20 protein-coding genes and 1 riboswitch are annotated in these 24,782 nt (G+C 70.1%); of the genes, 13 read left to right on the top strand and 7 right to left on the bottom strand.

Annotation, left to right across the window (positions count from 1 at the left end; all coding sequences use genetic code 11):
- Window positions 1-86: 86 nt before the first annotated feature.
- The 8 genes from ABIC28_RS18845 (at window position 87) to purB (ending at window position 12,087) form a co-directional block, all read left to right on the top strand.
- Entirely contained in the window at window positions 87-1,322 is a 1,236-nt protein-coding gene (locus tag ABIC28_RS18845) for a bifunctional glycosyltransferase family 2/GtrA family protein (RefSeq protein ID WP_354580269.1), read from the top strand.
- Window positions 1,319-3,430, top strand: a complete 2,112-nt coding sequence (locus ABIC28_RS18840; RefSeq protein ID WP_354580267.1) for a glycosyltransferase family 39 protein — start codon at window positions 1,319-1,321, stop codon at window positions 3,428-3,430. The genes ABIC28_RS18845 and ABIC28_RS18840 overlap by 4 nt, the downstream gene beginning before the upstream one ends.
- Before the next feature lie 10 nt (window positions 3,431-3,440).
- Window positions 3,441-4,694: a phosphoribosylamine--glycine ligase gene (gene purD / locus ABIC28_RS18835; protein WP_354580265.1), complete on the top strand. Its 1,254-nt coding sequence runs from the start codon at window positions 3,441-3,443 to the stop codon at window positions 4,692-4,694.
- Between the two features lie 247 nt (window positions 4,695-4,941).
- A complete protein-coding gene (locus ABIC28_RS18830) occupies window positions 4,942-6,531 on the top strand; it encodes a GMC oxidoreductase (protein WP_179800556.1) in 1,590 nt (529 codons plus the stop codon).
- Between the two features lie 233 nt (window positions 6,532-6,764).
- Window positions 6,765-8,435, top strand: a complete 1,671-nt coding sequence (locus ABIC28_RS18825) for a GMC oxidoreductase (protein ID WP_502945047.1) — start codon at window positions 6,765-6,767, stop codon at window positions 8,433-8,435.
- A gap of 291 nt (window positions 8,436-8,726) precedes the next feature.
- Complete coding sequence (locus ABIC28_RS18820) at window positions 8,727-9,896, top strand: pyridoxal phosphate-dependent aminotransferase (RefSeq protein WP_209927583.1); 1,170 nt, start codon at window positions 8,727-8,729, stop codon at window positions 9,894-9,896.
- Window positions 9,897-9,972: 76 nt separating this feature from the next.
- Window positions 9,973-10,602 carry a TetR/AcrR family transcriptional regulator gene (locus tag ABIC28_RS18815; RefSeq protein ID WP_097211999.1) on the top strand — a complete coding sequence of 210 codons (630 nt, stop codon included), beginning with the start codon at window positions 9,973-9,975 and terminating at the stop codon, window positions 10,600-10,602.
- A gap of 63 nt (window positions 10,603-10,665) precedes the next feature.
- The gene (gene purB / locus ABIC28_RS18810) at window positions 10,666-12,087 is read left to right on the top strand and encodes an adenylosuccinate lyase (RefSeq protein WP_097212000.1); all 1,422 of its coding nucleotides are present in this window, start codon (window positions 10,666-10,668) and stop codon (window positions 12,085-12,087) included.
- A 62-nt stretch (window positions 12,088-12,149) separates the two neighbouring features.
- Here purB and ABIC28_RS18805 read toward each other — a convergent pair whose 3' ends face one another.
- Window positions 12,150-12,569: a MarR family winged helix-turn-helix transcriptional regulator gene (locus ABIC28_RS18805; protein ID WP_354580261.1), complete on the bottom strand. Its 420-nt coding sequence runs from the start codon at window positions 12,567-12,569 to the stop codon at window positions 12,150-12,152.
- An 86-nt stretch (window positions 12,570-12,655) separates the two neighbouring features.
- On the opposite strand from ABIC28_RS18805, the gene ABIC28_RS18800 reads away from it, so the two are divergent.
- Window positions 12,656-14,512 carry an ABC transporter ATP-binding protein gene (locus ABIC28_RS18800; protein ID WP_354580259.1) on the top strand — a complete coding sequence of 619 codons (1,857 nt, stop codon included), beginning with the start codon at window positions 12,656-12,658 and terminating at the stop codon, window positions 14,510-14,512.
- On the opposite strand, the gene ABIC28_RS18795 is transcribed toward ABIC28_RS18800, so the two are convergent.
- Window positions 14,453-15,928 (bottom strand): FAD-dependent oxidoreductase, encoded by a 1,476-nt coding sequence (locus ABIC28_RS18795; protein WP_354580257.1) that lies wholly within the window; start codon window positions 15,926-15,928, stop codon window positions 14,453-14,455. The two genes, ABIC28_RS18800 and ABIC28_RS18795, sit on opposite strands and share 60 nt — an antisense overlap.
- Window positions 15,929-16,038: 110 nt before the next feature.
- On the opposite strand from ABIC28_RS18795, the gene ABIC28_RS18790 reads away from it, so the two are divergent.
- On the top strand, window positions 16,039-16,491 hold the full coding sequence (locus ABIC28_RS18790) for an HIT family protein (RefSeq protein WP_097211921.1): 453 nt from the start codon (window positions 16,039-16,041) through the stop codon (window positions 16,489-16,491).
- Window positions 16,492-16,499: 8 nt separating this feature from the next.
- The gene (locus tag ABIC28_RS18785) at window positions 16,500-17,510 is read left to right on the top strand and encodes a 1-aminocyclopropane-1-carboxylate deaminase/D-cysteine desulfhydrase (RefSeq protein ID WP_097211922.1); all 1,011 of its coding nucleotides are present in this window, start codon (window positions 16,500-16,502) and stop codon (window positions 17,508-17,510) included.
- Between the two features lie 4 nt (window positions 17,511-17,514).
- Here the strand turns inward: ABIC28_RS18785 and ABIC28_RS18780 are convergent, their stop codons facing one another.
- From ABIC28_RS18780 to ABIC28_RS18760, 5 genes are read right to left on the bottom strand one after another with little or no spacing between them, the layout of a single operon-like run.
- Entirely contained in the window at window positions 17,515-17,808 is a 294-nt protein-coding gene (locus ABIC28_RS18780; RefSeq protein WP_097211923.1) for an Rdx family protein, read from the bottom strand.
- Window positions 17,805-18,551, bottom strand: a complete 747-nt coding sequence (locus ABIC28_RS18775; protein ID WP_245221753.1) for a (2Fe-2S) ferredoxin domain-containing protein — start codon at window positions 18,549-18,551, stop codon at window positions 17,805-17,807. The genes ABIC28_RS18780 and ABIC28_RS18775 overlap by 4 nt, the downstream gene beginning before the upstream one ends.
- Before the next feature lie 2 nt (window positions 18,552-18,553).
- Window positions 18,554-19,366 (bottom strand): ABC transporter ATP-binding protein, encoded by an 813-nt coding sequence (locus ABIC28_RS18770; RefSeq protein WP_354580254.1) that lies wholly within the window; start codon window positions 19,364-19,366, stop codon window positions 18,554-18,556.
- Window positions 19,363-20,421 carry a FecCD family ABC transporter permease gene (locus ABIC28_RS18765; protein ID WP_097211926.1) on the bottom strand — a complete coding sequence of 353 codons (1,059 nt, stop codon included), beginning with the start codon at window positions 20,419-20,421 and terminating at the stop codon, window positions 19,363-19,365. Before ABIC28_RS18765 ends, ABIC28_RS18770 begins: the two co-directional genes overlap by 4 nt.
- Window positions 20,418-21,398, bottom strand: coding sequence for an ABC transporter substrate-binding protein (locus ABIC28_RS18760; protein ID WP_354580252.1), 981 nt, complete (start codon window positions 21,396-21,398; stop codon window positions 20,418-20,420). Before ABIC28_RS18760 ends, ABIC28_RS18765 begins: the two co-directional genes overlap by 4 nt.
- A gap of 31 nt (window positions 21,399-21,429) precedes the next feature.
- A riboswitch (cobalamin riboswitch) is annotated at window positions 21,430-21,614 on the bottom strand.
- A gap of 67 nt (window positions 21,615-21,681) precedes the next feature.
- Between ABIC28_RS18760 and ABIC28_RS18755 the strand changes: the two genes are divergently transcribed.
- Together ABIC28_RS18755 and ABIC28_RS18750 are read left to right on the top strand one after the other, a co-directional pair.
- Window positions 21,682-22,575, top strand: a complete 894-nt coding sequence (locus ABIC28_RS18755; RefSeq protein WP_097211928.1) for a phosphoribosylaminoimidazolesuccinocarboxamide synthase — start codon at window positions 21,682-21,684, stop codon at window positions 22,573-22,575.
- Between the two features lie 38 nt (window positions 22,576-22,613).
- Window positions 22,614-24,755, top strand: coding sequence for a S9 family peptidase (locus tag ABIC28_RS18750; RefSeq protein WP_354580249.1), 2,142 nt, complete (start codon window positions 22,614-22,616; stop codon window positions 24,753-24,755).
- Window positions 24,756-24,782 lie beyond the last annotated feature (27 nt).

The following is a 24,782-nucleotide window of genomic DNA, read 5'->3' as shown; positions in this document are numbered from 1 at the left end:
TGTGTGACATAAGTCACATCATGTCCGCAGGAAGTTGCCAGCCTCGGTCCAGGGACACCACAGGTTCGGCCGCGAGGGTGGGCCGCATGACGAAATCACTGGTCCGGGGCGAGACGGCACCGGAACCGCCACCGGACGCCCAGACCGTGGCGCTCGACGTGGTCATCCCGGTGTACAACGAGGAACGCGACCTCGAGCGCTGCGTGCGGCGGCTGCGTCAGCATCTCGACGCGTCGGTTCCGTACCCGAGCCGAATCACCGTCGCGGACAACGCGAGCACCGACTCGACCCTCGCGGTCGCGGCGCGGCTCGCCACCGAGTTCGACGGGGTCCGCGTGGTCCACCTCGACGAGAAGGGCCGCGGCCGGGCACTGAGCGCGGTGTGGGGCGGATCGGACGCACAGGTCGTCGCGTACATGGACGTGGACCTGTCCACCGACCTCAACGCGCTGCTGCCGCTGGTGGCGCCGCTGCTGTCCGGGCACTCGGACCTCGCGATCGGATCGAGGCTCTCGCGCTCGTCGCGGGTGGTGCGCGGGCCCAAACGCGAGGTGATCTCCCGCTGCTACAACCTCATCCTGCGCGGAGCCTTGCGAGCGAGGTTCACCGACGCCCAGTGCGGTTTCAAGGCGATCCGGACGGACGTCGCGCGACGGCTGCTGCCGCTGGTGCAGGACACCGGCTGGTTCTTCGACACCGAACTGCTGGTGCTGGCCGAGCGGGTGGGTCTGCGGATCCACGAGGTGCCGGTGGACTGGGTCGACGACCCCGACAGTTCGGTCGACCTCGTCGCGACCGCGCTCGCCGACCTCAGGGGGGTGGTGCGGGTGGGACGGGCGCTGGCCACCGGCGCTCTGCCGGTGGCCGCGCTGCGGGAGGGGCTCGGCCGCGAGCCGCTGGTGCCGGGGGTGCCGCGCGGGATGGTCGGGCAACTGGCCCGGTTCGCGGTCGTCGGGGTCGCCTCGACCCTCGCCTACGCGCTGCTCTACCTGGCACTGCATCCCGTGATCGGCGCCCAGGCGGCGAATCTCGTCGCGCTGCTCGTCACCGCGGTGCTCAACACCGCCGCCAACCGGGCGTTCACCTTCGGGGTGCGCGGCCGGTCGGACGCCGCCAAACACCAGGCCCAGGGCCTCGCGGTGTTCGCGTTCGGACTGCTGCTCACCAGCGGATCCCTGTTCGCCCTGCACCGCTGGCTGCCAGACGCCTCCAAGCATCTCGAACTCGCGGTGCTCGTCGCCGCGAACCTCGTCGCCACCGTCACCCGGTTCGTCGCGCTGCGCTGGGTGTTCCGCAATCACCACGAAGGAGTCACTCCGTGACCACCACCACCGCTGCACCGCCGATCGTGACGGCGCACCCCGATCCAGCACCGCCGCGCTTTCGGTGGGAACCGTGGCTGCTGGCGGCGCTGCTGATCGGGACCGCCGTCGCCTACATCTGGGGACTCGGCGCCTCCGGCTGGGCCAACTCGTTCTACTCCGCCGCGGTGCAGGCGGGTTCGGTGTCCTGGAAGGCCTTCTTCTTCGGCTCGTCGGACGCCGCGAACTCGATCACCGTCGACAAGCCGCCCGCCTCGTTGTGGATGATGGCGCTGTCGGTGCGCGCGTTCGGCCTCAGCTCGTGGAGCATCCTCGTGCCGCAGGCCCTGATGGGGGTCGCCACCGTCGCCCTGCTGTGGGCGACGGTGCGGCGGTATTTCGGCGCCGCGGCCGGGCTGCTCGCCGGGCTCGTGCTGGCGCTCACGCCGGTCGCGGTGCTGATGTTCCGGTTCAACAACCCGGACGCGTTGCTGGTGCTGCTCATGGTCGCCTCCGTCTGGGCGCTGCTGCGCGGCGTGTCGGACGGCCAGACCCGGTGGCTGGTGCTCACCGGCGCGTTCGTCGGGCTGGGCTTCCTGACCAAGCAGCTGCAGGTGATGCTCGTGGTGCCGCCGCTCGCGCTGACCTACCTGCTTTTCGGGCCGCCGAAGCTGGGCAGGCGGGTGCTGCAGCTGTTCGCCGCGCTGGCCGCGATGGTCGCCGCCGCCGGCTGGTGGCTGCTGACCGTGGAGCTGTGGCCGGCCGACTCCCGTCCGTGGATCGGCGGCTCGCAGGACAATTCGATCCTGGAGCTGACCCTCGGGTACAACGGGCTCGGCCGACTCAGCGGCAACGAGCGGGGCAGCGTCACGCCGGGACAGGGGCCGGGGCCGGGCACGGAGGCCGCCGGGATGCCGCCGTTCGTCGAACTGCCCGGTGGTGGTCCTGGCGGGATGTGGGGGAGTACCGGCATCACCCGGATGTTCGACCTGGAGCAGGGCGGTCAGATCGCGTGGCTGATACCCGCCGCGCTCATCCTCGGTGTGCTCGGAATTGTGTTGTGTGGCAGGAGTGCCCGCGTTGATCCCCGGCGGGCGGCTTTCGTGTTGTTCGGGTCCTGGCTGGTCGTCACGGGGCTGGTGTTCAGCTTCATGGCCGGGATCTTCCACTCGTACTACACGGTCGCGATGGCCCCGCAGGTCGGCGCTCTGGTCGGCGCGGGCGCGGTGCTGGCCTGGCGCAGGCGGGCCGACTGGTGGGTCCGCGTCGTGCTGGCGGGCACCCTGGCCGCGAGCGCCGCGTGGGCATGGGAGTTGCTCGGTCGAAGCTCGTCCTTCCTGCCGTGGCTGCGCTGGACGGTGCTGGTGGTCGGCGCCCTCGCGGCGGTGGCCCTGCTGTGGCCGCGCCTGAGCGGGCGGGTGGCAGCGGCGGCCGCGGTGGCGGGGATGCTCACCGGGCTGGCGGGCCCGGCCGCGTACGCGGCCGACACCATCGGGACCCCGCACGGCGGCGCGCTGCCCACCGCCGGGCCGAGCGCCCGGGGACTGCCGTTCGACCTCGGCGAATACGCCGGGGCGGGGTGGATGATCGTCCAGGACGGCAAGGTGATGGTGGGTCCGCCGCAGACGGGCGCCGCCCCCGGGACCCCGGGGACCGGGCCTGCGCCGGGCGGACCTGCCGGGAACCCGCCGGGAGGACGCGCGGGAAAGCGGCCGGGCGGGCCAGAACAGATGAGTGGGGGCGGCCCCGGCGGCGGGTTGCTGAACGGCAGCGAGCCCAGCGCTGACATGACAGAACTGCTCGAACAAGACGCAGACCGGTACACCTGGGTGGCCGCCACCGTCGGCTCCAACAGCGCCTCCGGGTACCAGCTGGCCACCGGGGATCCGGTGATGCCGATCGGCGGGTTCAACGGCAGCGATCCGTCGCCGACCCTGGCGCAGTTCCAGCGGTACGTGGCCGAGGGGAGGATCCACTACTTCATCGGGGGTGGCGGCATGGGCCCCGGCGACTCCGGCGGCAGCGGTGCACAGATATCCGAATGGGTCGCACAGACCTTCGCCGCCACCACGGTCGATGGCGCAACTATCTACGACCTGACCGCGCCTCGGGTACAGGCCGGGCCGTAGTCTGAGGTCCGTGCGCGTACTCGTTATCGGCTCCGGAGCCCGTGAACATGCCCTTCTTCTCGCCCTCGGGCGCGACCCGGGTGTGACGGCCCTGTTCGCCGCACCCGGCAACGCCGGGATCGCCAAGATCGCCGAGCAGCACCCCGTGGACGTCGCGTCCGGGGAGGCCGTGGTGGCACTGGCGCAGAAGGTCGCCGCGGACTTGGTCGTGATCGGCCCCGAGGTGCCGCTGGTGGTCGGCGTCGCCGACGCCGTCCGCGCGGCCGGGATCGCGTGCTTCGGGCCGTCGGCCGATGCCGCGCGGATCGAGGGTTCCAAGGCATTCGCGAAGGACGTGATGGCGGCGGCGGGCGTGCGGACCGCGCACAGCGAGATCGTCGACAGCCCCGCCAACCTGGACGAGGCCCTTGATCGCTTCGGCCCGCACTGGGTGGTCAAGGACGACGGGCTGGCCGCAGGCAAGGGCGTCGTCGTCACCACCGACCGCGGCGCCGCCCGCGATCACGCCGCCGAGCTGCTCGAGACCGGGCACCCGGTCCTGTTGGAGTCCTACCTCGACGGGCCGGAGGTGTCGCTGTTCTGCCTGGTCGACGGCGAGACCGTGGTGCCGCTGCTGCCCGCGCAGGACCACAAGCGGGTCGGCGACGGCGACACCGGGCCGAACACCGGCGGCATGGGCGCCTACACCCCGTTGCCGTGGCTGCCCGAGGAGACGGTGACCCAGATCGTCGACGAGGTCGTCGTCCCGGTGGCCGCGGAGCTGGTCAAGCGCGGCAGCGGCTTCTCGGGCCTGCTGTACGCCGGACTGGCGATCGGCAAGGACGGCCCCGCCGTGGTCGAGTTCAACTGCCGCTTCGGCGACCCGGAGACCCAGGCGGTGCTGGCGCTGCTGGAGTCCCCGCTCGGTGAGCTGCTGAACGCCACCGCGACCGGAACCCTCGCCGAGGTGGCCCCGCTGCGCTGGCGCGACGGTGCCGCGGTGACCGTGGTGCTGGCCGCCGAGAACTACCCCGGACGCCCCCGCACGGGCGACGTGATCAGCGGTGCCGATGCGAAGGATGTGCTGCACGCGGGCACCGGCCTGCGCGAGGACGGCGCCGTGGTGTCCTCCGGCGGCCGGGTGCTCAGCGTCGTCGGGGTCGGCGCCGACCTGACCAGTGCGCGCGAGGACGCCTACGCCAAGCTCGCCGAGGTCCGGCTGGCAGGCGGGCACTTCCGCCGCGACATCGGGCTCGCCGCCGTCGAGGGCCGCATCACCATCTAGTTGGTCGCTGGTCCAGGTCGTCGATGCGTAAAACAGTACTGGCGATTGTGTTCTCGCACTGTCGTTTCCGCGATCCATTCCGGACTGTGAGCGGCGTCAGGATTACCGAACGGTAACGTGCGACTTCTCTCGTATAACAGGTTCCAGTTTTATTGGCCCTGACAGAGAGGTTCCGTTGAGCGAGTACCAGGCGTCGCGAGGCACGGCAGCGACCACTTTCAATCCCAAGCTTTCCCGCAGGAAGTTCATGGCGGCAACGGGTTTCGCGGTGGGGGCCGCGGCGCTCTCCTCCTCGTGGGCCTCGGCGGCGGCATCGCCGCGGCGCGCCCTCAACACCGGCGACCGGGTGCCCGCCCTGATCATCGGCAGCGGGTACGGCGGCGCGGTGGCGGCGCTGAGGCTGACACAGGCGGGAATCGACACCCACATCATCGAGATGGGCCGGGCGTGGACGACGCCCGGCTCCGACGGCAAGATCTTCTCCCCGATGCTCACGCCGGACAAGCGGGCCTACTGGTTGAGGACGCGTACGGCGCAGCCGGTTTCGCACTTCTCGGGCGGCTCGGTGGACAAGGATATCGAGAAGTACGTCGGCGTGCTCGACTGCGAGAACATGGGCGGGATCAACGTCTACCAGGGTCGAGGGGTCGGCGGCGGTTCGCTGGCCAACGGCGGCATGGCCGTGACGCCCAAGCGGGGCTACTTCGAGGAGATCCTGCCCTCGGTCGACTCCAACGAGATGTACGGGACCTTCTTCCCGAGGGCGAATGCCGGTCTCGGGGTGAACAACATCGACCAGGCCTGGTTCGAGTCCACCGACTACTACCAGTTCGCCCGGGTCGGCAGGAAGACCGCGCAGCGCTCCGGATTCCAGACGACCTTCGTGCCCAACGTCTACGACTTCGACTACATGAAGAAGGAGGACGCCGGTCAGGTCGCCAAGTCCGCGCTGGCAGGCGAGGTCATCTACGGCAACAACGCCGGGAAGAAGTCGCTGGACAAGACCTATCTGGCGCAGGCATCGGCCACCGGCAAGCTCACCATCACCACGCTGCACGAGGTGACCAAGGTGGCGCCGGCCGCCAGCGGCGGCGGGTACTCGGTCGAGATGAAGCAGATCGACGAGCAGGGCAACACCGTCGCGACCAAGACGGTCACCGCGGACAAGGTCTTCTTCGCCGCAGGCAGCGTCGGTACCAGCAAGCTGCTCGTCGCGATGAAGGCGCAGGGTCACCTGCCGAACCTTCCCGGTGCGGTCGGTCAGGGCTGGGGCAACAACGGCAACGTCATGGTCGGCCGCGCCAACCAGGGCTGGGACCCGACCGGCGCCAAGCAGTCGTCGATCCCGACGATGGGCATCGACAACTGGGCCGACCCGGCCGGTCCGGTCTTTGCGGAGATCGCGCCGTTCCCAGCGGGCACCGAGCTGTGGGTCAGCCTCTACCTGGCGATCACCAAGAACCCGGAACGTGCCCAGTTCCAGTACAACTCGTCGACCGGCAAGGTGGGGCTGTCCTGGCAGGCCTCGCAGAACCAGCCCGGCATCGACATGGCCAAGCGGGTGTTCGACAAGATCAACTCCAAGGAGGGCACGATCTACCGCACCGACCTGTTCGGTGTGTACAAGACGTGGGGCGACGGACTGACCTACCACCCCCTCGGTGGTTGCATCCTGAACCAGGCGACCGACAACTTCGGGCGGCTCCCGGAGTACCCGGGCCTGTACGTGATGGACGGGTCGCTGGTGCCGGGCAATGTCGGTGTCAATCCGTTCGTCACCATCACCGCCCTCGCCGAACGGAACATGGCCACGATCGTCGCGAACGATCTGCATTAGTTCCACCCGTTGGTGATCGTGTTCCCGCAATTGCCGGGGGCGCCGCGGTGTGGGCCTGGGCCCACATGGGGCGCCCCCGGTGCATGAGAATCGTTGAACAGTACTGGTGATAATGCTGCGGCACAGGCATTTCGAGCATTTCGATATGTGCTGCGGGGTTTCGATTTATTACCGGTCGGTATTGCGAATCTCGACGCTGTCACGGCTGTATAACGAGTTCTACTTTATTGGCCGTGATCAGAGAGGTTCCGTTGACCGAATACCAAGCGTCACGAAGCTATACAGCGACCACCAAGTCGCAGTTCTCCCGCCGTAGGTTCATGGCGGCGACGGGCCTGGCGGCAGGCGCCGTTGCGCTCGCGCCGTCGCTGGCTGCCACCACGGCCGCGGCATCCCCGCGTCGCGCACTCAACACCGGTGACCAGGTGCCCGCCCTGATCATCGGCAGTGGCTACGGCGGTTCGGTGACCGCGCTGCGGCTGGCGCAGGCGGGTATCGACGCCCACATCGTCGAGATGGGACGGGACTGGGGTACGGCCGCCTCCGGGGTCTTCACCTCCACCACCTCGCCGGACAAGCGCGGGTTCTGGCTGAGGAACCGTACGGCGCAGCCGGTCTCGCATTTCATGGGCGTCTCGATCGACAAGGACATCGAGAAGTACGTCGGCATCCTCGACTGCGAGAACATGGGCGGGATCAACGTCTACCAGGGCCGCGGCGTCGGCGGCGGCTCCCTGGTCAACGGCGGCATGGCTGTCACGCCCCGACGCGGCTACTTCGAGGAGCTCCTGCCCTCGGTGGACTCCAACGAGATGTACGGGACGTTCTTCCCGAGGGCGAACGCCGGGCTCGGCGTCAACAACATCGACCAGGCCTGGTTCGAGTCGACCGAGTGGTACAAGTTCGCGCGCACCGGGCGCAAGACCGCGGAACGGTCGGGCTTCAAGACCACCTTCGTGCCCAACGTCTACGACATGAACTACATGAAGCAGGAGGCGGCGGGCGCCGTGCCCAAGTCCGCGCTGGCGGGCGAGGTCATCTTCGGCAACCATGCGGGCAAGAAGTCGCTGCCCAAGACGTACCTCGCGCAGGCGGCCTCGACCGGCAAGGTCACCATCACCAGCCTGCACCGGGTCACCAAGGTCGTGCCGAGCGGGGCCGGCTACTCCGTCGAGATGGAGCAGATCGACGAGCAGGGCAACGTCGTCGCGACCAAGACGGTCACCGCGGACAAGGTGTTCTTCGCGGCAGGCAGCGTGGGCACCAGCAAGCTGCTGGTGGCGATGAAGGCGCAGGGGCATCTGCCGAATCTGTCCGGCGAGGTGGGTCAGGGCTGGGGCAACAACGGCAACGTCATGGTCGCCCGCGCCAACCACCTGTGGGACCCGACGGGTGGCAAGCAGTCGTCGATCCCGACGATGGGCATCGACAACTGGGACGACGCCGGGGGACCGGCGTTCGCGGAGATCGCGCCTTTCCCTGCCGGAGCCGACCTGTTCATCAGCCTGTACCTGTCGATCACCAAGAACCCGGAACGCGCCCAGTTCCAGTACAACTCGTCGACCGGCAAGGTCGGGCTGTCATGGCAGACCTCGCAGAACCAGCCCGGCATCAACATGGCGAAGCGGATCTTCGACAAGATCAACTCCAAGGAGGGCACGATCTACCGCACCGACATGTTCGGTGGCTACAAGGTCTGGGGCGACGGACTGACCTACCACCCCCTCGGCGGCGCGATCCTGAACAAGGCCACCGACAACTACGGCCGGCTGCACGGACACCCGGGCCTGTACGTGATGGACGGCGCGCTGGTGCCGGGCAACCTGGGCGTCAATCCGTTCGTCACCATCACCGCTCTCGCGGAACGGAACATCGCCGCGATCGTCGCGAACGACATGCACTGACATGAGCACGACCGGTACCGAATAGCAGCACCCCCTGCCGACAGCGGCCCCGAGGATTCGATCCTCGGGGCCGCTGTCGTCGCGGTTGCGGTCGGCCAAACGGCCCGGGCGCTCAGTGCCCCGCGCCCGAAGTCTTCTTGCGCTTGCCGGGGATCCACGCGGCGCCTCGCGGCGTTGTCGCAGGTCCAGGTAGAACCCCGCTACCTGGACCTGCTCCGCCTTGCGACGCATCCACGTGGATCCCCGGCAATCATCAATGGACTTCGAGCGCAAGGCACTAGCCTCGTCCCGGTGCGAGAAGAGTCCCAGCGATCCCAGGTCCCCACCTTCCATGTGATGGACGTCTGGAAGGCCGCCACCGAGCGGGCCCGAACCCACGGCGATGTCCTGACGCTGGCCGCGGGGCAGCCGTCCACCCAGGCGCCTGGCCCCGTGCTGCGTGCGGCGCACGAGGCCCTCGGCGCCCAATTACTCGGCTACACCGAGACGTTCGGGATCCTGCCGCTGCGGGAGGCGATCGCCGGGTACCACAGCGCGAAGTCGTCGATCGCGGTCGATCCGGACGAGGTCGTGGTGACCACCGGCTCGTCCGGCGCCTTCACCCTGATCTTCCTCGCGGCATTCGACGCGGGCGACACGGTGGTGGTGGCGCGGCCCGGATACCCGGCGTACCGCAACACGCTCACCGCGCTCGGCTGTCGGGTGCTCGAACTCGACTGCGGGCCGGAGACCCGCTTCCAGCCGACGGTCGCGATGCTCGAGGCGCTGGACGAGCCGCCCGCAGGACTGGTCGTCGCGAGCCCGGCCAACCCGACCGGCACCGTTATCGACCCGACCGAACTCGCCGCCCTCGCGCGCTGGTGCGAGGAGCACGGCACCCTGCTGATCTCCGACGAGATCTACCACGGGATCGAATTCGGCTCCGGCCACTCGGCGACCGCGTCGGCCTGGGAGACATCGCGCGAGGCCGTCGTGGTCGGCTCGGTCTCCAAGTACTTCTCGATGACCGGCTGGCGCCTGGGCTGGATGCTGGTGCCTGCGTCGCTGCGCCGCGCGCTGCAGCGACTCGCCTCGAACATGACGGTGTGCCCGCCCGCGATCTCGCAGCACGCGGCGGTCGCGGCCTTCACCGACGAGTCCATGGCCGAGCTGGACGGGCACGTGCGGCGGTACGCGGCGAACCGTGACCTGGTGCTGGCCGCGCTGCCTACACTGGGAATCACGGACCTGGCCCCGGCGGACGGCGCCTTCTACGCCTACGCCGACATCGGCCATCTCACCGACGATTCGACGTCCTGGTGCGCGGAACTGCTCCGGGAGACCGGGGTGGCGCTGGCGCCGGGCGTCGACTTCGACACGGTCCGCGGCGACCGGACCGTGCGGATCTCGTTCGCCGGCGCGACGGCCGACGTGCAAGAGGCCCTGGAGCGATTGGGGCGAAGTGCTGCACTCGGACACTGACGGGACGGCGGCCTCGCCCGCGCCCGCTCAAACGAAATCGACTCGGCGGAGCGCTTCCGCTGGCACGATGGGCCGGGTGTCTTCCGCGGCGACTCCCAAGGGCGAACGACGCCGGATGGCGCTCGTCGAGGCCGCGGCCGACCTGATGCTCGAGGGCGGGTTCGAGGCGGTCCGCCATCGGGCGGTGGCCCAGCGCGCCTGCCTGCCGCTCGCGTCGACCACCTACTACTTCGATTCCCTCGACGACCTGATCGCGCGGGCGGTCGAGCTGAGCGGCAGCCGGGAGATGGACGCCATGCGCGCCCGGATCGACCGGATCACACAGGCCGACCGCGACTCCGCGGCCGTCGTCGAGCTGATCATCGAGCTGTTGGTCGGCCCGATCGAGGGCGTCACGCGGGAACACCTCATCGCCAGGTACGAGTGCTTCATCGCGTCCGCGCGGCATCCCCAGCTGCACGAGGTACAGAAACGGCTGCGGGTCCAGTTCGACGATGCGCTCGGTGAGGTGTTGCGCCGGTCCGGACGGCAGGTCCGGCAGGAGGGACTGCGCAGGCTGATCTGCGTGGTGGACGGGGCCATCGTCGGGGCGCTGAGCGAGTCCGACCCCGACCCCGAGAAGTTGGCAAGGGAGATGCTGTCGGACGTCATCGAGGTCGCGGCGCCGCCGCTCCCGCCGCTCCCGCCTGAGGAGCCGGAGCTGTAGCCCCGCACGCCCCGGGTGGCGCGGCTGCCGGTCCCGCGGGCGGCGGCCGTAAACTGGGCGCTCGTGAGCCGCATCCCCAACGTCCTTGCCAACCGATACGCCAGCCCCGACCTGAGGGAGCTGTGGTCGCCCGAGCACAAGATCGTGCTGGAGCGTCAGCTGTGGCTGGCGGTGCTGCGGGCGCAGGCCTCGCTCGGCATCGACGTGCCCGAGGACGCGCTCGCCGACTACGAGCGGGTCCTCGAGCAGGTGGACCTCGATTCCATCGCGGACCGCGAGCGGGTGACCCGGCACGACGTCAAGGCGCGGATCGAGGAGTTCAACGCCCTCGCCGGACACGAGCACGTGCACAAGGGCCTGACCAGCCGCGACCTCACCGAGAACGTCGAGCAGCTGCAGATCTTCCGTTCGCTCGAGCACGTGTATGCGCACGGCGTCGCGGTCGCCGCGCGGCTCGGGGAGAGGGCCGCCGAGTACTCGTCGCTGGTGATGGCGGGCCGCAGCCACAACGTCGCCGCGCAGGCCACCACCCTCGGCAAGCGGTTCGCCTCCGCCGCGGACGAGCTCCTCGTCGCGCTGACCCGCCTGCGCGAGCTGATCGACCGGTACCCGCTGCGCGGCATCAAGGGCCCGATGGGCACCGCCCAGGACATGCTCGACCTGCTCGGCGGCGACACCGAGAAGCTCGATTTCCTCGAGGCGAAGGTCGCCGAGCACCTCGGCTTCGCGCACGTGCTGACCAGCGTCGGCCAGGTGTACCCGCGCTCGCTGGACCACGACGTGCTGTCCGCGCTGGTCCAGGTGGGCGCAGGCCCGTCCTCGTTCGCGCACACCATCCGCCTGATGGCGGGCCACGAGCTGGTCACCGAGGGCTTCCAGCCCGGCCAGGTCGGCTCGTCGGCGATGCCGCACAAGATGAACACCCGCTCCTGCGAGCGCGTCAACGGCCTGCAGGTCGTGCTGCGCGGCTACGCGTCGATGGCGGCGGAGCTGGCAGGCGCGCAGTGGAACGAGGGCGACGTGTTCTGCTCGGTGGTCCGCCGGGTGGCGCTGCCCGACGCGTTCTTCGCGATCGACGGACAGATCGAGACCTTCCTGACCGTGCTCGACGAGTTCGGTGCGTACCCGGCGGTCATCGAGAAGGAGCTCACCCGCTACCTGCCGTTCCTGGCCACCACCCGGATGCTGATGGCCGCCGTGCGCGCGGGCACCGGCCGCGAGACCGCGCACGAGGTCATCAAGGAGCACGCGGTCGCCGTCGCGCTGGCGATGCGCGAGGACGGCCGCGAGCCCGACCTGCTCGACCGCCTGGCCGCCGACGACCGGTTCCCGCTGGACCGCGCGCAGCTGGACGCCGCGCTGGCCGACAAGTCCGCCTTCATCGGCGCGGCCGAGTCCCAGGTGGCCACGGTGGTCCGCCGGGTCGGTTTGCTGGTGGAGCAGAACCCCGAGGCGGCGAAGTACTCGCCTGCGCCCATTCTGTAGGCGGCTTCGCCGCCCGTGCGCGGTTGACGAGTGTCTGGACTCGTCAACCGCGCACAGGCGCGTCAGCGCAGTTTGTCGAGGATGCGGCGCAGCTCGGCGCGATCGTGCCCGTCGAGCGCCGCGAAGAAGTCCTCGGCGTCGTCGGCGCGCGCCGTCTCGAGCTCGCCGATGATGCGGCGACCGGCGTCGGTCAGGCGGACGCACGTGGCGCGCCGGTCGGCGGCGTCCGGGACCCGTTCGGTGAGCCCGCGTTCCTCGAGCCTGTCGACGACCTCGGTCGCGGACCGCGGCGCGATGCGCAGTGCCTTCGCGACGTCGCCGAGCCGAGGATGCCGGTCGGTGTCGCGGTCGATCACCTGCAGCGCGCGGTACTCATGGGGTGACAGCTGCCAGGGCTCCAGCGCGACGAACCAGCGTCGGCGCAGGGCGCGGGCGCTGGACATCAGGAGATCCCGGAGGGTGTCGGGGCGCTGCTGGTCCATGGTGACCTAGGCTACCTCACTTGACAGTCACCTCATAGTGAGGGAACCTCAGTATGTCTTACCCGACATACCGAGAGGGGTGGTGTATGACAAGCCCCCGAAGCGGCGAGCCCGGACCGGGTCCCCGCTCACGCAAGATCGATCCCGCCGACCGCGCCCAGCTGGCCGAGTCGCCGGTGAGCCTGCGCCGGATCGGCGCCCTGTTCTCGCCCTACCGCCCGCAGATCGCCGTGGTCACCGTGCTGATCGTCGCGGCCTCCGCCGTCACGCTGGCCAATCCGTTCCTGGTCCGCGCCGTCATCGACAAGGCCATTCCCGACCAGGACGTCACGCTGCTGATGTGGGCGGTGATCGGCATGCTCGCCGTGACCGTCGTCGGCTCGGTGCTCGGTGTCGTGCAGACCTGGATCTCGACCACGGTCGGCCAGCGCATCATGCACGGACTCCGGACCCGGGTGTTCGCGCACCTGCAACGGCAGTCGCTCGGGTTCTTCACCCGCACCAGGGGAGGGGAGATCCAGTCCCGCCTCACCAACGACATCGGCGGCATGCAGACCGTGGTCACCTCGACCGCCACCTCGATCGCCTCCAACGTCACCACCGTCGTCGGCACGGCCATCGCGATGGCCGTGCTGAGCTGGCGGCTCTCTCTGCTCTCGCTGATCGTGCTGCCGCCCGCGATCTGGTTGACCCGCAAGGTCGCCCGGATGAGGCGGGAGATCACGGCGCAGCGCCAACGCACCCTTGCCGACATGCAGACTCAGATCGAGGAGTCCCTGTCGATCAGCGGAATCCAGCTCGGCAAGACGCTGGGGGCGGGTCCCGCGATGTCGGAACGCTTCGCAGACACCTCGCACCTCCTCGCCGATCTCGAGGTCAGGTCGCAGCTCTCCGGCCGCTGGCGGATGGCCACGATGAACATCGTCTTCGCCGCCATCCCGGCGCTGCTCTACCTCGCGGCGGGCCTGCCAGCGACGTCCGGCGGCATGACCATCGGCACCCTGGTCGCCTTCACCGGGCTGCAGGCGGCGCTCTTCCGGCCGCTGATGAGCCTGCTCGACGTCGGTGTCTCGGTGACCAGTTCGCTCGCTCTGTTCAGCCGCATCTTCGAGTACCTCGACCTCCCCGTCGAGATCGACGACCCCGAGCACCCCGTGCACCTGCGCCGTGAGGACGTGGCGGGCGCGGTTCGGTTGGACGACATCTGTTTCCGCTACGAGGGGTCGGACCGGAACGCCCTCGACTCCGTGAGCATCGATGTGCCCGCCGGATCCTCGCTCGCACTGGTCGGCGAAACCGGTTCGGGCAAGACCACTCTCGCCTCCCTGGTGGCGCGCCTCCACGACCCGAGCATGGGTTCGGTGCGCATCGACGAGGTCGACCTGCGGTCGATCCCGCTGGCGGAACTGTCCGAACTGGTCGGCGTCGTCTCCCAGGAGACGTACCTGCTGCACGCCACCATCCGCGAGAACCTGCGGCACGCCAGGCCCGACGCCACCTACGCCGAGATCGAGGCGGCGGCGCGCGACGCCCAGGTGCACGAGCTGATCGCGTCCCTGCCCGACGGCTACGACACCGTCGTCGGAGCGCGCGGTCACCGGTTCTCGGGCGGCGAGAAGCAGCGCATCGCGATCGCGCGCACCCTGCTGCGCGACCCGCGGGTGCTGATCCTCGACGAGGCGACCAGCGCGCTGGACAACGAGACCGAGCGGGCCGTGCAGGCCGCGCTCGACACTGTCAGCCGGGGACGCACCACGATCACCATCGCGCACCGGCTGTCCACGATCCGCGACGCGGACCAGATCGTCGTGCTCGATCGCGGACGCGTCGCCGAACGCGGTACCCACGATGACCTGATCGAGCTCGGCGGTAGGTACGCGGCGCTACTGGCGCGTGGCGGCGGCCACGCCGGCGCGGCGGCCGAAGAACGTGCCGTCGCCTAGCGACGTGCCGCTGATGTAGCCCCAGGAGTGCAGCCCCGACGTGGCGCGGCCTGCGGCGAACAGCCCATGGATCGGGTCTCCGTCGAGGTCGAGAACCTGGCCGTCGACGGTGGTGCACAGCCCGCCGATGGTGAACACCTCCGCGCCGCCCCGGCCCGCCTCGCCGTACTCCGGCGGGGCGATGCCGCGCTGGACGTCGATCGCGGCGAACGGCGACTGCAGCGGTCGCAGCCACGTCGCGGACTTGTGGAAGTAGGGGTCCTCGCCCTCGGCGGCGTGCCGGTTGTACTCGCAGACGGTGGTGACAAGCGCGCCGGGCGGCATGCCGATCTGCTGCTCTAGTTCCTCGAGTGTCTCGGCCACGAAATGCGGTTGTACGCCCCAGCGTTCGTTGACCGGCACCTCCTCGTAGGCTCGCTCGTCGAGGATCACCCACACCTTCAGTCCGTGCTTGTACAGCGCCGCCTGCCCGACCAAACCGGGGTAGACGTCCTCGTTGACGAAGCGCTGGCCGACGCTGTTGACGATCATGCCGCGCACCATCATCCCGGGGATCAGCGAGATGCCGACCTGGCCGGCCGACATGTGCTTGACGGCGGCGCCGACGGCCTGGGCCATCACGATGCCGCGGCCGTCGTCGCCACCATCGCTGTTGACGCCGAGCCCCACCAGCTGCGGGGCGTGCTGCGCGACCATCTCCGCGTTGTCGGCGAATCCGCCGGTGGTGAGCACCACCCCGCGGCGCGCCCGGTAGGTGTAGGTCTTGCCGTACTGGCGGGCGAGCACACCCACCACCCGGCCGGCCTCCACGATCAGTCGGGTCGCGTAGGTGTCGGTGTGCACCGCCGCGTCGGTGGCCGTGACGGCCTCGGACAGCTTGTGCATCAGGACCTTGCCGCCGAACCCGTCCGAGGTGACCCGGTGTCCGCGGGGCGCGGGCCTGGCGAGCTCCGCGAAGGGATAGGAGTTCTCGCCCATCCACATCAGGCCGTCGTCGGTCGGCGGCACCCATGTGGGCGAGTTCCACAGCGACGGCTTGAACGGCACTCCGTGGTCGACCAGCCACTGGTAGTGCGCGACGCTGTCCCGGCTGTAGAGGCCGACCTTCTCCTTGTCGGCGTCGGGTCCGAGGGCGGCCAGCAGGAACGCCTCCATGTCCTGCGCGGAGTCCTCGAATCCGCAGGCCCGCTGGATCTCGGTGCCGCCGCCGAGGTACATCTCGCCACCCGACAGCGCCGACGATCCGCCGCCGCCGCTCGCCTTCTCCAGGATGACGACCTCGGCGCCCGCGGCCGTCGCCTCCAGGGCCGCGGCCGCGCCTGCGCAGCCGTAGCCGACGATCAGCACGTCGGTCTCGTGATCGAAGTGTTCGACGTCGCCCGCATCGAGGGGCGTCACCGGATTGCGTGCGCTCATGTCACAACTCCCATCCACTGTCGGTGGGCATACCCTAGGACCGCCGCGCCGGCGCGAGAAGGGGATTGCCCGTCAGCCGGGATGGCCCGTGGGGCCTATCATCAATCCCCATGAGCCACTGCATTTTCTGTGCCATCATCGCGCGCGAGGCGGAGGCGAGCCTCGTGTACGAGGACGAGCACACCGTGGCGTTCATGGACATCCGCCCGTTCACCCCCGGCCACCTGCTGGTGGTCCCGAAGCGGCACGCGTCGGGGCTCGCGCAGCTCGACCCGCAGGACGGCGGCCGGATCTTCGCCGTCGGTCAGCGATTGGCGGCGGCGTTGCGGGACAACGGCACCGACGCGGCGGGCCTGCCCGCCGACGGCCCGGGCGCCGATGGGGTAAACCTCTTCCTCGCGGACGGCGCCGTCGCGGGCCAGGAGGTCTTCCACGTGCACCTGCATGTCATCCCGCGCACCTCCGGCGACGGGTTCGGTCTCCGCGGTCGCCCCGTCGCCGCGCGCAGGCCGGATCTCGACTACCTGGCCGGTGCGCTCCGCCGCCGGCTCGATTCGGTCTAGGCGATCACATGGACCAGACGACCGGCCCCGCGCTGTACCGGCTCTTCCCGGAACTCGAGGCGACCCTCCCGTACCGCAGGCTCGGCTCCGGCCCGACCCCGATCACCCACCTCGAGGGGCTCGGCCCGGCGAACCGGCTGTGGTGCAAGGACGAGGGCGTGTACGGGGCAGGCGGCTGGGGCGGCAACAAGGTGCGCAAGCTGGAGTGGATCATCCCGGACGTCCTCGCCCGCGGTTCCCGGCAGATCTTCAGCGTCGGCGGCCAGGGCACCAACTGGGGGCTGGCGACGGCCCTGTACGCCCACGAGTTCGGCATCGACACGGCCCTGGCCCTGATCGATCAGCCGATGGACGAGCACGTGCACGCGCAGCTCGAACGGCTGCGGCACTCCGGTGCCGCACTGCATTTCACCCGGACGAAGGCCCGCACGATCGCGGCGGCGCCGTGGCTGTTGCTGCGGCACGCGCGCGGCGGCCGCCTGCCCTACTTCCTGCCCGCGGGCGGATCCTCGCCGCTCGGGACCCTCGGCTATGTCGAGGCCGCGCTGGAGCTGGGCGCGCAGGTCGAGGCAGGCGCGATGCCGGAGCCGACGCACGTGGTGACCCCGGTGGGCTCGGGCGGCACAGCCGCTGGGCTGCTGCTGGGACTGCGCCTGGCAGGCCTGCGCACCCGGGTGGTCGGGGTGGTCGTCAACGACACCCTGCCGCTGGCCGAGCGGGACCTCGTCGGGCTGGCGCGCAAGACCGCGCGGCTGCTCACCCGGCGCGGGGCCGCGCTCGGCCCGGTCGAGTTCGAGCCGGGAGCGATCACCGTGACCCGCGACTGGCTGGGGCCCGGATACGGGTTCGCCACGCCCGAGGGGTCGGCCGCGGAGCGGATCGGCGCGGACCACGGGCTGACCCTCGATCCCGTCTACACCGCAAAGGCACTCGCGGGCGCGCTGGCGATGGACGCGGACGGCGCTCTCGGCGACGGGCCGGTCCTGGTGGTCGACACCTACGGCCCGCGGGGGGACTGAGCGATCAGTCGCCGCGAGCTCGGTCCGCGTGACCCAGGTCCCGCTCCGGCGCCACCACGTCGCGCACGCGCTGCTTGAGCGTGACGATGTCGGGAAAACCGCCGTCGCGCTTGCGGTCCCACAGCAGTTCGTCGCCGATCGCGATCCGGAATACGCCGCCGGTGCCCGGGATCAGGGCCACCTCGCCGAGGTCGGTGCCGAACGTGTTCAGCAGTTCCTGCGCCATCCAGCCGGCCCGGAGCAGCCAGTTGCACTGCGTGCAGTAGGTGACGGTGACGCGGGGCGCGGCGGTGGTCATGCCTCCAGGGTGTCAGACGACCGCCGCGCGCCGCTCCACTCGGTGATGGGCCTGCCCTCGACCAGGTGCTCGTCGACGAACCGTTCGACCCGGTCGGCGCGCAGTTCCGCGTACCAGGAGTTGTCGGGATACACCGCCACGACGGGGGCCTGCGAGCACGGGAACAGGCAGCCGGTCTGGGTGACGAGGACATCCTCGTCGCCGAGGCCGCGGGTCTCGAGCGCGCGGTCCAGTGCCTGCGCGGCCTCCGGGCCGCCGCGGGCCGAGCAGCGCGGACCCCGGCACACCAGGACGTGCCGAGTGAAGCCCGGCACCTCGTCCCACGCGGGGGAGGTCAGGGGAGCGGTGGTGGTGCGGGCCGCGGAGGTGGGGCCCGAGATCGCGGCGTCGAGCAGGTCGACGTACGTGTCGGTGTCGCTCAGCGGCCCGGCGAGGCGGATGTCGGGGACATCCGGTCCGCGCTCGCGCAACCAGTGCCCGATGACGCGGCGGAACCACGCGTCGATTTTGCGGTCCAGCACGGTCTGGGCACTGATCACCACGACCTCGGTGGCGCCCGCCGCGGCCGCCTCGTCGAGCGCCGTGGTGACGGATGTCCCCGAGCCGCCGAGCACCGCCGTCACGAAGTCGGTGTCCGGGTGCCGGTCCCGCAGCACCCGCAGCGCCCCGTTCACCTGGTCGCGGGGATCGGCGCCGCGGTCGGTGGGCGCGGTGACGATCACCCACCGGGACTGCTGAATCATGTTCACGGCGTGACCCTTTCGGTGGTGTCGGCGGTGGTGCCACACAGCACCACCAGCGGGTGGCCGGTCCGTGGATGGGGCTGCACCAGGGCGTCGAGGCCGTACACCTCCGCGAGCAGCTCGGCGGTGAGCACCGACTCCGTCGGGCCCTCGGCGACCACCCGGCCATCGCGCAGCACCACCAGGTGATCGCAGTACATCGCGGCCAGGTTCAGGTCGTGCATCGCGGCCACCGTGGTCAGCCCCCTGGCCCGGATCAGTTCCAGGAGTTCGAGCGAAGCCGAGACGTCGAGGTGGTTGGTCGGCTCGTCCAGCAGCAGCACGCAGGGTCGCTGCGCGAACGCCCGGGCCAGCTGGGTCTTCTGCTTCTCGCCGCCGGACAGGCTCTGCCACAACCGGTGTCGCAGATCGGTGATCCCGGCCGTCGCGAGGCATTCGGTGACGAGTTCGCCAGTGCCGCGTGCGGCGGGGCGGGCCCAGCCGCCGCGCTGCGGGATGGTGCCGAGTTCGACGATCTGTTCCACCGTCAGGTCCAGTTCGGTGGCCGAATGCTGTTCCACCAGTGCGACGGTCCGCGCGAACTCGCGCCGGTTCATCCCGGCCGCCGGTTCGTCACCGAGCAGCACCCGTCCGCTCTCGGGACGCTCGAGCCGAGCGATGGCCGACAGCAATGACGTCTTGCCCGAGCCGTTCGGCCCGATCAGCCCGGTGACCTGTCCGGCCGGGGCAGTGCACGCCACCCGGTCGAGGATCCGGCTGCCCCCGGCCGACCAGGTGACGTCCTCGACCCGGATCTTCGGGGTGTGGTGGCTCATGCGCGAGCTCCCTGGCGTCGGAGCAGCCACACGAATGCAGGCACCCCGACGATGGCGGTGACGATGCTGATGGGCAGTTCTCGCCCGGGCATGACGGTGCGGGCGGCGATGTCGGCCCACACCAGCAGCAGCGCGCCCATCAGCGCCACCACCGGGAGCAGGCGTGCGTGCAGTGGCCCGACGAGCATGCGGGCTGCGTGCGGCACCACGAGCCCGACGAACCCGATGATGCCTGCCTGCGCGACCAGCGCCGCCGTGCACAGCGACGCCACCGCGTACAGCACCCAGCGGGAGCGCTCGACGTTGGTGCCCAGGCTCGCGGCCGCACGCTCACCGAAGGCGAACGAGTCCAGCACCCGGCTGTAGGCGAGGACGATCGTCATCGTCACCGCGACGACGACCAGGATGCCGACCAGACCGGACCAGCGCACGCCTGCCACCGAGCCGAGGGTCCAGCTCAGCACCCGGTGGGCGGCGTCCCGGTCGCCGAACAGAACCAGCGCCGACGTCAGCGCCGCCGCCAGCTGCCCCACCGCTATCCCGGCGAGGACGAGCCGGCCGGGCAGCAGCACCCCGGACCGGGACGTCGCGATGAGGAACACCAGCAACAGACTCCCCAGGGCACCGAGGAACGCGGCCGTCGAGACGGCACCGAATCCGAGTGCGCCCACCGCACTCGCGCCGGTGGTGAGCGCCAGGACCGCGCCCAACGACGCGCCCCCCGACATGCCGAGCAGGTAGGGGTCGGCCAACTGGTTGCCGGTCAGTGACTGGAGCACCGCGCCGCACAGGGCGAGCCCCGCGCCGATCGCCGCGGCCGCCAGCACCCGCGGCAACCGCAGGTCGACGACGATGTGCGTGGTCAACAGGTCGGTGCCGCGGCCGATGCCGAGCCGTCCCGCGATCGACTCGACGACCGTGCCGATCGACAGGTCGGCCGCGCCGATCGCGACCCCGGCCGCGCAGCTCACCGCGAGCAGCGCGACCAGGATCACCGACCATGCGGTGCCGGTCGTGGTGGCTGCCCGGGCGGGGGCCCGGGTGGACGCGGTCACGCCCCGTCGCCGCCCAGCTGCCCGGCGACCAGCGTCGCGCCCTCGATCGTGCGCGGACCCGGCGTGGTCGTCGAGAACGGGAGGACGACGAACGCGTCCTCGCGCACGGCCTTCAGATCCCGCAGCGCGGGGTCGCCGCGCAGGTAGTTCTTCTTCTCCTCGGCCGTGTCCCATGAGGCGTCGGCGAGCACGATGACGTCCGGGTTCGCGGCGAGCACCGTCTCCCAGCTGCCGTCGGCCCAGGATCCGTCCAGGCCGGCGAAGATGTTGGTGCCGCCGACCGCGTCGATGATCAGCTGCGGCCCGCCGGCATTGGCACCCACGTACGGCGTCGTGGTCTTGCTGTCGTACCAGAAGATGCTCTTGCCCTTCGCGGGCGCCGCCGCCTCGATGCCGGTCAGCGTCTCGCGCATCTGCGCGACCACCGCGTCGGCCTCGTTTTCGCGGCCGAACATGATCCCGTAGTCGGTGATCTCGGTCGCGATCGAATCCCAGGCGACCGCGGGCCGCTTCGACCTGTCCTTGCAGCCGAACGGGGAGACATAGGTGGCGACGTCGAGCTCGTCGAACGACTCGTGCGAGCCGACGGCCTTGTCGTCGAACGCGCTCGAGTACGACGCCGTCACCAGGTCGGGCTTCGTCTCGAGCAGGGCCTCGCGGCTCGGGAAGTCCTTCTCGTCGAGAGCCGGGACCTCGGCGTACGCCGCCTGCCACTGGGGGGCGATCGTGTCGTCGAGGTAGGCCGTGCCCGCCATCTGGCCTTGGGCGCCGATCGACAGCGCGGTCTCGGTGGCGCCCTGGTTGAGGGTGACGCCCCGTTCGGCAGGCCCGCTCATGGTGACGGTGCGGCCGCAGTTCTCGAGGGAGATGGTCGCGGCTTCGGAGTTCGACGATCCGCCGCACGCGGACAGGGTGAGCGCGGCAGCGAGCGATGCCGCGGCAGACGCGATGACTCGGTGTGAAACAGGGGTGCGCAAAGCGACCCGCCTTCCATGACTCGTGGAAAACATGCAGGTATGCGTCACGGCCGGTCTCCTGGCTCGGCAGGGATGGCCGCCGGCTACGCCTTCCCGGACGCTTGCGCATCCAGTGGCTGGGGCGGACCCCGAGTAGCCGACGTACCTGCTCACAGTGGCGAGTACCGCGCCGGCTTTGCACCGGACTTCCCGAACACCGCGACAACGGTTGCAGGATAGACCAATGCCCGCGCAGGGCGATCGCCCGCGAATCGGTGGGGGAGTGACCGGATAGGGTGCCGGTGTGCGCCCCTCACTCAGCGACTACGCCCACCTGGCCGGCGGCAAGGTCCGCGACCTCTACACGATCGACGACGAGCACCTGCTGCTGGTCGCGAGCGACCGGATCTCCGCCTACGACCACGTGCTGAGCACCCCGATCCCCGACAAGGGGCGTGTGCTCACCGCGATGAGCGTGTTCTTCTTCGAGCAGCTCGGCGGCATCAACCACCTGGCCGGTGCACCCGACGACGAGCGGATCCCGGCCGAGGTGCTCGGCCGAGCACTCGTGGTGCGCAAGCTGAACATGGTGCCGGTCGAGTGCGTGGCCCGTGGTTACCTCACCGGGTCCGGGCTCGCCGACTACCAGCGCACCGGCGCCGTCTGCGGCGTGGAGCTGCCCGAGGGTCTCGTCGAGGCGAGCAAGCTGCCCGAGCCGATCTTCACCCCGGCCACCAAGGCGGTGCTCGGCGAGCACGACGAGAACGTCGACTTCGCGACCGTGATCGATCAGCTCGGCCAGGAGCTGGCGATCAAGCTGCGCGAGGACACCCTCGACATCTACTTCCGGGCGGCCAGCTTCGCGGCGGACCGGGGCATCATCCTGGCTGACACCAAGTTCGAGTTCGGCCTCGACGCCGATGGCAACCTGGTCCTCGCCGACGAGGTGCTCACCCCGGACTCGTCCCGCTACTGGCCCGCCGAGGGCTACGAGCCGGGCCGGGTGCAGCCGAGCTTCGACAAGCAGTTCGTCCGCAACTGGCTCACCGGCCAGGAGTCCGGCTGGGACCGGGCGAGTGACACGCCCCCGCCGCCGCTGCCCCAGGAGATCGTCGACGCCACCCGGTCCCGCTACATCGAGGCCTACGAGCGTATCTCCGGGCTGTCCTTCGACGACTGGGTCCAGACCCCGGTGTAGCCCGTCACGCCGCGGCACGCACCGCCTAGGCTGGCGGCATGACTTCGTCCGTCACCCCGGTCAGCAGCCCCATCGCAGCCCCGGTCGCCAAGAAGGTCCCCCTCCAGCGCACCCACCACGGCGACACCTTCGTCGACAACTACGAGTGGCTGCGCGAGAAGGACGACCCCGAGGTGCGCGCGTACCTCGAGGCGGAGAACGCCTACACGGAGCAGCAGACCGAGCACCTCGCGCCGTTGCGGGAAACGATCTTCCAGGAGATCAAGGCCCGCACCCAGGAGACCGACCTGTCGGTGCCCTCCCGGATGGGTCAGTGGTGGTACTACTCCCGCAGCTTCGAGGGCAAGCAGTACGGCGTGCAGTGCCGGTGCCCGATCTCCGGCCCGGACGACTGGACCCCGCCGGTGCTCTCCACCGACACGGAGATCGAGGACGAGCAGGTGCTGCTCGACAGCAACCTGCTCGCCGAGGGGCACGACTTCTTCTCCCTTGGTGCGTTCTCGATCACCCTCGACGGCCATCTGCTGGCGTACTCCGTGGACACCGCAGGCGACGAGCGGTACACCCTGCGCTTCAAGGACCTGCGCACCGGCGAGCTGCTCGCCGACGAGATCCCCGGCACCGCACCCGGTGCCACCTGGTCGGTGGACAACGAGCACGTCTTCTACATGACGGTGGACGAGGCCTGGCGGCCCGACACCGTCTGGCGGCACAAGCTGGGCACCGCGCAGTCCGAGGACGCGCAGGTCTTCCACGAGCCGGACGAGCGGTTCTGGGTCGGCTTCGGGTCCACCCGCAGCGAGAAGTACCTGATGATCTGGATCGGCTCCAAGATCACCTCGGAGATCCGCTGCCTCGAATCGGACGACCCCGAGGGCGAGTTCCGGGTGGTGCTGCCCCGCGTCGACGGCGTCGAGTACAGCGTCGAGCACGCGGTCGTCGCGGGCGAGGACCGGTTCCTGATCCTGCACAACGGCGACGTCGACGGCGTGAAGGCGGAGAACTTCACCCTGGTCGACGCCCCGGTGGCCGACCCGACCGACCAGCGGACGCTGCTCGCGCCGCGCCAGGATGTCCGGCTCGAGGACGCCGAGGCGTTCGCCGGTCACCTGGTGCTGAGCTACCGGCGCGAGGCGCTGACCCGGCTCGCGGTGTGGCCGTTGACCGCCGACGGCTACGGCGAGATGCGCGAGCTCGAGTTCGACGAGGAGCTGTACTCGGTGGGCGCCGGGTCCAACCCGGAGTGGACGGGCCCGCTGCTGCGGATGGGCTTCACCTCGTTCATCACGCCCAGCCGGGTCTACGACTACGACGTGGCGACCGGCGAGCTGATGCTGCGCAAGTCGCAGCCGGTGCTCGGCGGCTACGACCCCGACGACTATGAGCAGCATCGGGATTGGGCCACCGCGGCGGACGGGACCAAGATCCCGATCTCGATCGTGCAGCGCAAGGGAGTGACCGGGCCCGCGTCGATGCTGCTCTACGGCTACGGGTCCTACGAGTCCAGCATGGACCCGGGCTTCTCGGTGGCCCGGCTCTCGCTGCTCGACCGCGGCGTTGTCTTCGTGGTCGCGCACGTCCGCGGCGGCGGCGAGATGGGCAGGCACTGGTACGACAACGGCAAGATGCTGACGAAGAAGAACACCTTCACCGACTTCGTCGACTGTGCGCGGCATCTCATCGACGCCGGTCGCACCACGCCCGCGCAGCTGGTCGCGGACGGCGGCAGCGCCGGCGGACTGCTGATGGGCGCGGTCGCGAACCTGGCGCCGGAGCTGTTCGCGGGCATCCTGGCGAACGTGCCGTTCGTTGACCCGCTCACCTCGATCCTCGACCCCTCGCTGCCGCTGACGGTGATCGAATGGGACGAGTGGGGAAACCCGTTGGCGGACAAGGACGTCTACGAGTACATGAGGTCGTACAGCCCTTACGAGAACGTCGCGGCCAAGGACTACCCGGCGATCCTCGCGATCACCAGCATCAACGACACCCGGGTGCTGTACGTCGAGCCGGCCAAGTGGGTGGCCGCGCTGCGGGCGACCAAGACGGGTGACGCGCCGCTGCTGCTCAAGACCGAGATGAGCGCCGGTCACGGTGGGGTCAGCGGCCGCTACGAGAAGTGGAAAGAGGTCGCGTTCGAGTACGCCTGGGTGCTTGCCACGGCGGGCGCGGTGAGGTAGTTCGCGCCGCGAACCACTACCTTCATC

It is taken from the genome of Rhodococcus sp. PvR044 (assembly GCF_040548995.1).
In the GTDB taxonomy this organism is placed as follows: Bacteria; Actinomycetota; Actinomycetes; order Mycobacteriales; family Mycobacteriaceae; genus Rhodococcus_G; species Rhodococcus_G oryzae.
This window is presented reverse-complemented; position numbering and strand designations above follow the sequence as displayed.